Consider the following 11444-nt stretch of genomic DNA (forward strand, 5'->3'; position numbering starts at 1 on the left):
TAAAAAACAAAATGAAGGTCTTTTTTTATTGTTGTCCATAAGTCTCAAATTTGGCTAAAACTTCGGTCATTTGTTCTTTATTCAATAAGGCTGGCGTTCCGATACAGCGCGCACGATAATCCAACTTTGCTAAGAACTCAATATCTTTCGCAACGCTAAAAGCACTGGCTAAGTCTGAGCCAATCGTCAACACTCCGTGATTGCCTAATAAAATACCATTATCCTCATGAATAAAACTGAAAGCTTCCTCTGCCAACTCACGGGTCCCAAAAGTTTTATATTTGCAGCAACGAACCTTTTCACCCACGGAACCAATAATATAATGCAACGGTTCAATTTCTTGCTGTAGACAAGCAAAAGTCGTCGCATATTCCGAATGGGTATGAACCACCGCTTTGACATCTGAGCGCTTCGCATAAAAAATACTGTGTAGATCATATTCGCTTGATGGCTTTCGCTCACCTTGCAAAATATTGCCTTTAAGATCCATTAAAACAATATCTTCCGGCTGCGTTTCAAAATATGGGATTCCGCTGGGGCTAATTAACATCGCCTCTTCATCGGGTAGATAAATACTGATATTCCCGCCGGTCCCAGTCGTTAATCTTTCAGTAATCAATTTCTTGCCGTATTCAACAATCAATTCACGTTCTATTTGATGTTTCATCTTCTGCTCCTAATTCATATTAATGATTCTATTTTCTGCTGAAAATAGGTTTGACATATCATCCAATCAATAAAAGTTATTTTCCGGCTGTTCCGTTATATAACGTTTCAGATCATAAGGTGAAAAAATCCCTCGGTCGGTCACAATCGCGCCGATCAATTCCGGTGGGGTAATATCAAAGGAAGGATAAAGCGCTTTGACCCCTTTTAAAGTATGCTTGATACCATTTAGCTCCATGACTTGTTCCGGATCGCGCATTTCAATCTTAATCTTTTCATGACTCGTCTTATCCGTATCCGGAATTCCCGTTACAAAATAAGGAATCCCAAAACGTTGCGCTAAAATGGCGATTTGATAGGTTCCAACTTTATTGGCGATATAGCCATCTTGGGCGATCGTATCAGCAGCTGAAGTAAAGAGATCGATTGTTTCATGCTCCATCAGATAAGCAATCATATTGTCCGAAATAACCGTCGTATCAAACCCCATTTCGGTACAACAGCTGGCAGTCAAACGGGCTCCTTGTAAGTAAGGCCGGGTTTCGGCACAAAAGAACCGTAACTTTTTTTGCTGTTCCAACGCTTCTCGTAGCAGCATACCGATGATCGTTTCCCCAAAGCATTGCGTCAAAACCGTCCCGTTATCCGGAATTTTAGCAATCAAATATTTGGCTACTTGAGCCATCGTGTAATACCGGCGATTCAAGGAATCAATCGTGTTTTGTTTAATAGCTTCAGTGGGATCTTCACCTGTTTCTAAAGCTTTTTGAGCGACATCTACACATTTTTCAGTGATTAATGTCATCCGGTTGGCCGTCGTTGGACGAGCATTCGCAATTGTATAGGAAGCCTGTTTTAAATAAGCTATCTGTTCCGTTGGTGTTAAAGCATGACATTCCTTCGCCGCTAAAGCCATCCCCATGCCTGCTGCGGTATAGGGCCCGGCGCTTTGTGTCACCATGTCCGTGATTGCTTGGGCGACCGCTTGATGAGTCTCACACTCAACAAACTCCACGCGTGTCGGATAAATTCGGCGATCTAGAATACGGACTTTGCCCTTTTCATACCACGCGACATTTTCGTATTGTAATAGCGTAGGCATGGTGTAATCTTGTCTTTCCAACTTATTCACCAGCTCCTTCATTTTAATATTTTTTATGTTCAGCTCAACTAGCGCAAAAAACAATCCTAGACTAATTCATCGATTCCTGCTATTAATTGAGCCCCGCTAGTAATGCTCTGTCGTTTGATAATCAACTGAATTCCCGTTTTCAACAATACTCGTTCCGCTGCAACTTTTTCCTCAGTAGAAATCAATGACAACTCCTTGACCTTCGAATCTCCCACAACTCGGCGAATAATCTCTGTACCCGCATAACCCACCGCATCTGTCATGATATTTTGTAACATTGTCTCTTTAAACGCCTGATGACGATACAGCGGAAAAGTCACCGCCTGATCATAATAGACCTCTAGTCTAGCCTGAACCCGGTCGTAGACGGCAGCAATTGTTTGCTTGATCCAACGATGGAAAGTTTGATCCACCGTGGGGTCAAATAAATTTTTTACTAACGGAAAATACAAATGGGCCAAAACATTGCCGATATCGTAGCCAGCCGGCCCATAAAAAGCAAATTCAGGATCAATCACTTTCAACCCTGTTTGATTAATAAAAATCGACCCCGTATGTAAATCTCCATGAACTAACGATTGGGCATTGTTCATAAAGTTATTCCGTAATAACGCCACTTCCACCTGCAACGGTTCATTTTCGTAGAGGTTTTTCCTAACAAAGTCCTCATTTCCCAGAGTAACGATATTCCGCTGCTTGTAATCATTATAAGGTTCAGTAAATACTAGATCCTCACTGATATCGCACATTTCAGGATTGATAAAGTCTTTGACCCGCTGCTTTTTGACCTCTCGATCCAAAACCAAATCACTAGTCAACAGCAAAGTTCGAGCCAGATATTCTGCCATCTCTTCGCTGAATTTTGGGAAAATATGCCTATTGATCAGTTCATAGCGCATATTTTGATAATCCGAGATATCTTCCATCGCCAAAGCATACATCTTTGAATCATAATAATAAACTTCCGGTACAAACTGCGGTGCCAAATCATTCTGTAACCGTAAAATTTCCGCTTCAATCCGATTGCGATCAATCGCTAAAGGCCGGCCAGAAGAACGTAGCAAGACGTCTGCCTGCTTGATAATCAAGCTTGCTTGCGTTGCTCGATTCACTACCCGAAAAACATAATTAATATTGCCATCACCAATTTCTGAGACTTCTAATGGCGCATCACTAGGAAAAGCTTGTAGCTCATCCACGACGTACTTTTTGATTGCTTCCGTATCCAACAAAAAATGTTCTTGATACCGCGCCAGTTCTTTCGGTGTAAGCTCCATGTGACCCCTCATTTCATTTCTTTCATGTAATCCAACAAAAAAACACTCACCTAGAAGTTTACATTTAAACCAGTTAAATGCAACACCTAGGTGAGTAATCCTTAATTGATAGCGATTTTTGTCCCAACTGTGATTGTCGGCATCGCCTTAGCTTCTACATATAATGTTCCTGGAAGCTCAGCTGTCGCTGACCCATCAAACCGGAGCGTAATATGACCTAAATCATCAAGATTTTTCTTTACGACATCCCCTACCGCCGTAATCTTGTAAGCTTGATCATCGAAAGTAAATGTCATTCCCTTGGTGATTTCACCCGTTGATGCTGCCAACTGAATGTTGTAACAGTAGTCAGCTAATGTCGCTGGGGCATCATTGCCAAAAAAGATCAACATTTTTTCTTCTTGGAACATTTCTGCTTCAGGTCCTATATTGGTTACTTGCGTCTCAAAAATCATCTTTCATCTCTCCAAACGTTTTTAACTATACAATCCAAAACTTGCTAACCAAGCGACTACTACCCGAGGAACACCGTTTAAGAAGCGTGAGTACAAGACGGATGGTACTCCGACTTCAACTGTCTCTGCTTCTGCCTCTTCCAATCCTAAACCAACCGGAATGAAGTCACAAGCATTTTGAGTATTTATCGCAAATAATGCTGGTAAAGCTAATTGTGGCGGAATGTTGCCTTTTCCGATTTCTACGCCAATCAAAGTTCCTAAAATTTGACTAATTACTGCTCCCGGCCCTAATAATGGTGATAAAAACGGTAGCGAACAGATAAAACCGATAATGATTAAACCAAAAATATTCCCAGCTAATGGTTTCATCAAGTTAGCAAAAACAGTCCCAATCCCTGAACCTTGAATAATCCCGATTAGCAAAGATACAAAGGCCATAAAAGGAATGACCGTGTTAATCATGGTCTGTACACCTTCACGTGCGGATTGATTGAATGTTGCGACTACTTTACCGGCCCCCATACCAATTTTTGCGATAAAACTTTGTTGTTCAGCTTTTTGTTCTGTAATTTTTTTGTCGGTTGAATATTTGTATTTTTTCTCTGCTGGCACTTCTGTTGGCTGAACATCAGCATTTTCTTCCGTCCTTGTGATTTGATCTAATCCAACAGCTGATACATAGATTGTCTCATTGATGTATTGCGCCAAAGGACCACTTTTTCCCGTAGGAACAATATTGATTGTCGGAATATTTTTCTTCGGGTAGATTCCACAACGTAAGGTCCCACCACAGTCAATAATCGCTAAAGCGATTTCATCATCAGGAATAGATGTCTTAAAGCCATTTACCGACTCCATACCGGTTAATTCAGCAATTTTATCAACAATCGCGGGTTTCTCACCGCCACCAGTAACGTAGATAAATTTATGTTTTTCTTCAGTTGGGGTGATGACTAATGGTCCACCAAAACCACCATTACCTTTTACTACTTTAATACTATTAAAAGCCATTTTTGCTCCTCCTATGAAATTTTTTCTCGTCTCCCTTTGAACAACAATTGACTAATCGACTAATTTTACTTCTTTACTTAATTCAATTCCTTGTTGTTTACAGACAAAAGCAGTAGTAAAATCGGTTACCCAACCACCAATGAAATTCATTATAATCCCAACAAGCATATAGCGAACGGCTAATTCCATTGAGTTTAGCCCCAGTTTGGTAATCCCTTGAGCAATCCCCATCCAAACAAATAACTCACCCGGATTGATATGGGGAAATACCCCGTTACTAGTATGACAAAATTGTGCTTGAGAAGCATAATAACTTGGTTTGTAATATTCTGGTAAAAAGCGTGCCATCGTGAACGACATAGGATTTCCTAACATAAAAGCTGAAATAAATGGCAAAATCAAGTAGCGTGTCACAGGGTTTTTAGAAGAAGCTTTAGCGACTTTTGTTACCCGCTCTTCTCCTAAAAAGGCAATCAATGTATTCATGGCAACCATCAGCATCAAAACAACTGGTACAATTCCCGTCATCCAACTAATAAAGGTTTCTGCCCCTGTTTGGAAAAGACTCATGAATCCTTCTGCAAACTTTGTAATGTAATCCATTTTTATACACGTCCTTTAGTAAATTTTGTTTGAAGCGAATGTTTCATCAAGGACAACTGTGTTCCAATCCCCATCAGTGGTGAAACTGGTTTGGTTTCTTGGTAGTTGCCTTTTTCAACTGCTAAATAAACCTTCTGAGCGTTTGCCGCTGCTTGCCGTGTCAATTTATTTTCTTTAGCCAACATTGGAGCTTCCAGCAATTGGTGAATATCCAGACCAATAAATTGCGGTCGTGCTTTAAAACGAGCAATCACCGAAATTCCTTGCATCATCTCTGCTTCTTCAATAATCCCATCTGGTGAAACACCTAGTAATAAAATTGTTCCTGAAGCAATTTTTCCTGGCCGACGACCAATCGCGACTTTTCCTTTACGTTTCATTCGAATATAAACAGCATTAAAATTTTTGATCTGCTTCATTCCTAAAATTATTTGAAGAATATAGGCGCCAATCGCGATTCCACCTAGAACAATGACATTCATCTGCTTTCTTCTCCTTCCGTTAACAACTGACAATAAGCTGCTTTCGTACTGATCTGCTTGACTTGTTCCCGCAATTTCGGATTTGCTGAAATAACAAAAATCGTATCATAAAAATTCAACAACTCTTTTTCCATCGCAAGGGTTAAATTTTCTGGAATAGCTACTAAAAAGACTAATTCAATCTCTTCTAAAGAAGTTGTTTTATAACTGCCAACCGTAACTAAAATATCGGTACTTTGAGAATTTATTCCATGAGGAAACGCAATCCCATTATCAATAACTGCAGATTCTTCTTGCGCTTTTTCTAAAACATACTGCTTAAATACTTCGCCAATCATTTCATGAGCCTGTAGTTCATCAAGCATTATTGTCAAGTTTTCCTCGTAAGGTAATTCTTGATCTAATTGTTTGAAAGTCATTTGAATATGATCAAACATAGCTGCCTTTTTAGCTACGATTCGTTTCCACTCACTTAATAACCAATTCTCATTAAACAAATCGGTCAACTTGATTACTGCGGTCGTCGCCTTTATATGTTTCAATGGAATCGTCGTGAAAACCACGAAGTAACGATCCAAATCCTGTGTTTCATATTCCTCTTCAGAATAATGGGAAATTTGAATATTCGGACCTAAGACAGTCTCTAGCTGCCGCTTGATCATTAAGGCAGTCCCTTTTCCCGTATTACAAACAACCGCAATTTCTTTCATCTTTTCTTGCTCATCGGTTTTCAGGGCCAATTCAAAATAGATCGCTAAATAAGAAATTTCCGAAGGCTGCATTGGCTTTTTTAGAAAATGAGCCAATGCTTCAATCCCTAATTCAGCAAGCTCGTGGGAAAAAGCATGCTTTTGCTTGAATTCTTCTCGAAAGACATCATAAGTCTCTATTTGAAAAATTAACCGATTTACCAAAAACATGAAATGAGCTCGCAGATTTAAAAATAATGCTGATTGGTCAATATTAATAATGACTGACTGATGGATCTGTGCCATCATGAATTGAAATAATTCCTGTACTTCAGTATTATTTGCTCGTGTTTCCGGTATCAGATTATTATTGAAAATATTTAGCGGAAAGCAGATAAAATCAAAATCAAATTGACTGACTGTCAAATGATATTCAGTTGCTAAATAAAGAAACAACTCTTCAAGTAACGGATCACCTTCAAAATAATTTATATAATATGGAACTCTTTGAGACAGTGAGCTACCGCTGCGAATTCGTTGAATCGTCACATTAATCGTTTTTTTCAACAAACCTAATGTCCGAAAATCCAATTTTTTAGCTAATGCGATTTGATCGATTTGTTTTAACAATTCTTCGTTTAATTTTGGTTGTTCTAAGTAGTCATAAGCATGATGCAGATATAGCAACCGTAATTGTGCTTCCGTCCCTTCCAACAGCAACCCTTTATTAGGTGTACCAATTAATGAAACTTGATAGTTACGCATAATTTTCTTCAAATTTCGTAAATCTTTGTTAACTGTCGAACGACTGACACCTAAGCGTTCTGACAAATCATCAATTACAATATAATCTACCTGCTTCATAAAACAATCAATCAAAACGGCCATCCGTTTGGTACTTGAATTGAAATCTGTTTGTTGTTTTAAACTACCGTTCATAACTTCTGAAAACTGCTGAGAATCAAGGACCTTCAAAGTATAGATATTAGTTTTTTCTTCAATAATTGCAATATTTTCTAACTGGTCATTCAACAATTGAATCGCCTTTTTGGTGGTTTGAACACTTGTATCAGTTATTTTCTGCAACTCCTCTAAACTCAAGCGATCTTGCGTAATAAAATGCTGCAATAGTTGATACCAACGCTTGATTAAGGCCATCTTATTACCCCACCTTCTTGTTTATCCCCGTGTTTTTCCTCCAGCAACATTCGTTGTAACGCCTGTAATATAACTAGACCGGTTAGAAAGATAATAGCACACTAAATCAGCAACTTCATTCAGTTTCCCACTGCGACCTAATGGAATCGTAGTTGTTTTGCTGTAATTTTTCCGTAATTCCTCTACGCTGATTCCTCGTGTATAAGCCAAAGCTGTCTCATAGTCCACTGTCCGTAGACCTGTTTCTTCCATAATTCCGGGTGCAATGCCAACTACACGAATTCCTTTTTTACCTAGCTCTTTTGCCCATGAACGAGTGTAACTATTCACCGCGGCTTTCGTAGCTGCATATGGACTCTGTCCTTCCGAACCTTCCAATCCACTTTCTGACGACATATTAATGATTACACCCTCGTGACGTTTTAACATATCCCGAACTACCGCTTGTGTCATTAAAAAAACACCCTTTTGATTGATTGCAATGATCTTATCAAAAATCCCATCAGATAATTCAAACTGTCCGTGAGCATTTTCTTCATCAACTAATAAGCGCGGAACATTGATTCCTGCATTGTTAACCAATCCATCAACTTGCCCCAATTCTTCAACAACTTGCGCAACATTAGTTTCAACTTGTTGACGATCAGAGATATCAGTTTGATAAAAATGAAGATTTTTATGAATCTGCTTACCTGCTTGAAGGTCAAAATTTGCCACTACTACGCCTTGTTCTAACAATTCAGCGATAATACTTGCACCGATTCCAGAAGATCCTCCAGTAACAATCACCTTTTTACCTGCAATAGCTAACCAATCTGACATTTATTATTCCCTCCTCAATTAAGTACACCCAGAGTATAAAGCGCTTTCTACAAATGATTAATACGCTCTTTTTTTTGAATCACAATAAAAAAGTGTACTAATTTGTGAAAAGTGAGCAGAACTTACCTGTTTTTCTTCTATCTTATCTTAATTTCATTACCTTTCTACCAACCATCAAATCGATTATCTCCATGTAAAAAAAACAACAAGATTTATATTCATTTTTTTAATAATAAAATTTTATCAATTCAGAACTCATATAACGCAAAAAAAAACTGTACCAAAAATTCTGGTACAGTTTTTTCAACTTATTATTAAAATTCCCCTGGATTGGATTCGATCATTACTTTAATCTCATTGCCTTCCATCACTTTATCAAAAGCTTCCCGCCATTCAGTCAAAGGATATTTTTTCGTGATCATTTGATCGATATTGATTGCACCTTTCGCTAATAAATGAATTGCGATTGGCCAGTCATACGGATTTTGTGACCGACTGCCGATATATTCGATTTCACGCTGAATGATTGATTCAGTATCTAGATCGACCATTTTATTCGCGAACAAACCGACTTGAACAAACTGGCCCTTTTTACGAATCAATGGCAGGCTAGCGTTTACCGCAGGAACAGCGCCCGATGCATCATAAACTTTATCGACACCATAGCCATCCGTCACTTCATTGACAATCGCTGCCAAATCTTCCTTCATTGTATCAACAATGATATCCGCGCCTAGTTTTTTCGCTAATTCTAACCGGTGACCATCTTTGGTAATTCCAGTCATAATAACGAAGGCTCCAATTTCTTTAGCAATCTGTAACAAGAACAACCCGATCGGTCCAGGTCCCATGATAATGATCGTATCTTTTAATTCTAAACGACTCTTTTGATACATCGCATGGACACAACAAGCTAGTGGTTCACTCATCGCTGCCCCTTCGTAACTTAAGTGATCGGGTAAGATATGAATACTTTCTTCCCGGGCTAATACGTAATTGGCCATTGAGCCATTTTGCTGGGTCCCTATGCCTTTACGATACGGACATAGATTGTATTGTTTTTCTTTACAATAATCACATTCACCGCAAACATAAAACGTTGTCTCACTTGTAACTCGGTCACCAATTTTGACTTTCGTCACTTGATCACCTACCGCTACGACTTGACCAGAAAACTCGTGCCCTAAAACCACCGGTGTCGTGGGATTTTTATATTCTCCCTTGAAGGTATGAATATCTGATCCACAAATTCCAGTATAAGCAACTTTGATTAATACTTTATCGTCTATTGCTTCAGGTACAGGTAAATCAATAAATTCCATTTGGTCATAGCCAGGTGCCTGTTTAGAAACACCTTTCATCATTTTGCTCATTACTTTCGCTCTCCTTTTAGGAAAATAGCACTTATTTTATTCACTATTTTGTTGATATCATCAAATTTGAAAAACTACATTACTGAAGCAACTAATTCTGAGAATTTTAAGAAGATCCATTTCAAGAAGTTCCCACCAGTATCTAAGTTGGTTATTTGAGCTGCTCCGTCTGGGAATTTCACAATTCCTTCCGCCATTTCCGTAATGACTGGTGCAAAGTTTGTTGCCATTAATAATGCCAAGGCCATCACAACGGTTAAAGAAATCACTGAGTGTAAAATATTTCCTTTACGGCTTGGAACAACTAAAGCAGCAAAGAATGGAATTGTTGCTAAGTCACCGAATGGTAATACACGGTTCCCTGGTAAAATCACAGCTAAGAATAAAGTAATCGGTACCATCAATAGACCAGTCGATAGTGCAGCTGGTGAACCAGTGGCTAAGGCTGCATCCATTCCTAGATAGATTTCGCGGTCGCCATAACGGCTTTGCAGTACTTTTTGCGCGCCCTCTTGGATTGGAATTAAACCTTCCATCAAGATTTTTACCATCCGTGGCATTAAGAACATCACAGCACCCATATTCATCCCAATTTGCAAAATGCCAATAATATCGTAACCACCTAACAATCCTAGGAACATCCCGATGATAATTCCCATAATCATTGGTTCTCCGAAAATACCAAAACGTTTTTGGATTGTTTCTGGTTTCACGTCTAATTTATTAATCCCAGGAATTTTATCCACTAACCAGCCAACTGGCAAAGCTAGCACCGCATAACCTTGTGCTGAACCAGTTGTGATACTAATCCCTTCTAAGCCATAATATTCTTGAACTTTCGGTGCCGTCTTGTCGGCGATAATTTGAATAATAATCGTAAACAAAATCCCACATAGGATGCCAAAGAAAAAACTTTTTGTTACAATATAACCAGTTGCTGCTACAGAACTAACATGCCAGTAGTTCCAGATATCGATATTAAGTGTCTTGGTCCGATTCAATGCCAACATGATTAAGTTCACGATTAAAATCACTGGAATCATCACAGCCGCGATTGGTTGCGCCCATGTCCCGGCTGAGACTGCTGGCCAGCCTGCATCAATGATTGTCAGGTTCAAACCGAACCGCTCCACCATTGCTTGTGCTGCCGGACCAACGTTTGTTGTTAAAACGGTAATGACCAAGTTAATCCCGATCATCCCAATACCAACAGTAATTCCAGAAATAATTGCTTTTTTCACTGGTACTCTAAAAATGAGTCCTACAATGAAGATAATAATTGGCAGCATAACACTTGGACCAGCACCTAAAATACTTTGTACTGCATTCATTAAACCATCCATACATTCTTTCCTCCTGATTCGTTATAATTTATTTATTTTCACAAAATAAATCGCTTCTCATCAGATAACGGCTCCGCTAATATCCATAAGGTCAACACCCTACGATTTCAACGGAACACGCTATCTTTTAAAAATTATTGGATCCCTTTAGCAGCCTCAATAATTTCATTTTCAACTTTTTCTGTTCCGATCCCTGTCAAAAAGGCCATCGCTTTAATCGCAGGAATGCTATATTCTGTTGGTAGCATCGTTGTAGAGATCAACATATCGGCGCTATCTTGTTTAGCTGCCGCTTCGGCGATTTTGATTTGAGTAATTTCTACCGGCAAATTGTTTTTAGCGAATAATTCCTCGACTTTTTTCATAACCACCGTTGATGTTGCGATTCCTGCTCCACATGCTACTAATACGCGAATTTTTTTCATTTTAA

The 11444-nt window shown here is 38.9% G+C and carries 12 protein-coding genes; all 12 read right to left on the reverse strand.

Annotated features, from left to right (window positions below; all coding sequences use genetic code 11):
• Positions 1-25: 25 nt before the first annotated feature.
• The 12 genes from EP1_RS08830 to EP1_RS08885 all read right to left on the reverse strand — a co-directional run bounded on the left by EP1_RS08830 (position 26) and on the right by EP1_RS08885 (position 11439).
• Complete coding sequence (locus EP1_RS08830) at positions 26-667, reverse strand: L-fuculose-phosphate aldolase (RefSeq protein ID WP_067626561.1); 642 nt, start codon at positions 665-667, stop codon at positions 26-28.
• Positions 668-733: 66 nt separating this feature from the next.
• The gene (locus EP1_RS08835) at positions 734-1789 is read right to left on the reverse strand and encodes a s-methyl-5-thioribose-1-phosphate isomerase (RefSeq protein ID WP_067626563.1); all 1056 of its coding nucleotides are present in this window, start codon (positions 1787-1789) and stop codon (positions 734-736) included.
• A gap of 65 nt (positions 1790-1854) precedes the next feature.
• Positions 1855-3075 (reverse strand): S-methyl-5-thioribose kinase, encoded by a 1221-nt coding sequence (mtnK, locus tag EP1_RS08840; RefSeq protein WP_067626565.1) that lies wholly within the window; start codon positions 3073-3075, stop codon positions 1855-1857.
• 101 nt (positions 3076-3176) lie between these two features.
• Positions 3177-3530, reverse strand: coding sequence for a PTS glucitol/sorbitol transporter subunit IIA (locus tag EP1_RS08845; protein ID WP_067626567.1), 354 nt, complete (start codon positions 3528-3530; stop codon positions 3177-3179).
• A gap of 21 nt (positions 3531-3551) precedes the next feature.
• Positions 3552-4544 carry a PTS glucitol/sorbitol transporter subunit IIB gene (gene srlE / locus EP1_RS08850; protein WP_067626568.1) on the reverse strand — a complete coding sequence of 331 codons (993 nt, stop codon included), beginning with the start codon at positions 4542-4544 and terminating at the stop codon, positions 3552-3554.
• 51 nt (positions 4545-4595) lie between these two features.
• The gene (srlA, locus tag EP1_RS08855; RefSeq protein ID WP_067626570.1) at positions 4596-5147 is read right to left on the reverse strand and encodes a PTS glucitol/sorbitol transporter subunit IIC; all 552 of its coding nucleotides are present in this window, start codon (positions 5145-5147) and stop codon (positions 4596-4598) included.
• Positions 5148-5149: 2 nt separating this feature from the next.
• Positions 5150-5629, reverse strand: a complete 480-nt coding sequence (locus tag EP1_RS08860) for a transcriptional regulator GutM (RefSeq protein WP_067626572.1) — start codon at positions 5627-5629, stop codon at positions 5150-5152.
• Complete coding sequence (locus EP1_RS08865) at positions 5626-7476, reverse strand: BglG family transcription antiterminator (RefSeq protein WP_067626573.1); 1851 nt, start codon at positions 7474-7476, stop codon at positions 5626-5628. The genes EP1_RS08860 and EP1_RS08865 overlap by 4 nt, the downstream gene beginning before the upstream one ends.
• Before the next feature lie 21 nt (positions 7477-7497).
• Positions 7498-8298, reverse strand: a complete 801-nt coding sequence (locus EP1_RS08870) for an SDR family oxidoreductase (protein ID WP_067626575.1) — start codon at positions 8296-8298, stop codon at positions 7498-7500.
• A 314-nt stretch (positions 8299-8612) separates the two neighbouring features.
• On the reverse strand, positions 8613-9671 hold the full coding sequence (locus EP1_RS08875) for a zinc-binding dehydrogenase (RefSeq protein WP_067626577.1): 1059 nt from the start codon (positions 9669-9671) through the stop codon (positions 8613-8615).
• A gap of 74 nt (positions 9672-9745) precedes the next feature.
• Positions 9746-11014: a PTS galactitol transporter subunit IIC gene (locus tag EP1_RS08880; RefSeq protein WP_067626578.1), complete on the reverse strand. Its 1269-nt coding sequence runs from the start codon at positions 11012-11014 to the stop codon at positions 9746-9748.
• Between the two features lie 134 nt (positions 11015-11148).
• Entirely contained in the window at positions 11149-11439 is a 291-nt protein-coding gene (locus tag EP1_RS08885) for a PTS sugar transporter subunit IIB (protein WP_067626580.1), read from the reverse strand.
• Between the last annotated feature and the right edge of the window lie 5 nt (positions 11440-11444).

The organism is Enterococcus pseudoavium NBRC 100491 (assembly GCF_001544295.1).
GTDB lineage: Bacteria > Bacillota > Bacilli > Lactobacillales > Enterococcaceae > Enterococcus_A > Enterococcus_A pseudoavium.

What these genes read in the sequence shown, in the direction of transcription:
- EP1_RS08830 (WP_067626561.1), bottom strand. Translation starts at nt 667, where the DNA reads ATGAAACATCAAATAGAACGTGAATTGATTGTTGAATACGGCAAGAAA.
- mtnK (WP_067626565.1), bottom strand. Translation starts at nt 3,075, where the DNA reads ATGGAGCTTACACCGAAAGAACTGGCGCGGTATCAAGAACATTTTTTG.
- EP1_RS08845 (WP_067626567.1), bottom strand. Translation starts at nt 3,530, where the DNA reads ATGATTTTTGAGACGCAAGTAACCAATATAGGACCTGAAGCAGAAATG.
- srlE (WP_067626568.1), bottom strand. Translation starts at nt 4,544, where the DNA reads ATGGCTTTTAATAGTATTAAAGTAGTAAAAGGTAATGGTGGTTTTGGT.
- srlA (WP_067626570.1), bottom strand. Translation starts at nt 5,147, where the DNA reads ATGGATTACATTACAAAGTTTGCAGAAGGATTCATGAGTCTTTTCCAA.
- EP1_RS08860 (WP_067626572.1), bottom strand. Translation starts at nt 5,629, where the DNA reads ATGAATGTCATTGTTCTAGGTGGAATCGCGATTGGCGCCTATATTCTT.
- EP1_RS08865 (WP_067626573.1), bottom strand. Translation starts at nt 7,476, where the DNA reads ATGGCCTTAATCAAGCGTTGGTATCAACTATTGCAGCATTTTATTACG.
- EP1_RS08870 (WP_067626575.1), bottom strand. Translation starts at nt 8,298, where the DNA reads ATGTCAGATTGGTTAGCTATTGCAGGTAAAAAGGTGATTGTTACTGGA.
- EP1_RS08875 (WP_067626577.1), bottom strand. Translation starts at nt 9,671, where the DNA reads ATGAGCAAAATGATGAAAGGTGTTTCTAAACAGGCACCTGGCTATGAC.
- EP1_RS08880 (WP_067626578.1), bottom strand. Translation starts at nt 11,014, where the DNA reads ATGGATGGTTTAATGAATGCAGTACAAAGTATTTTAGGTGCTGGTCCA.
- EP1_RS08885 (WP_067626580.1), bottom strand. Translation starts at nt 11,439, where the DNA reads ATGAAAAAAATTCGCGTATTAGTAGCATGTGGAGCAGGAATCGCAACA.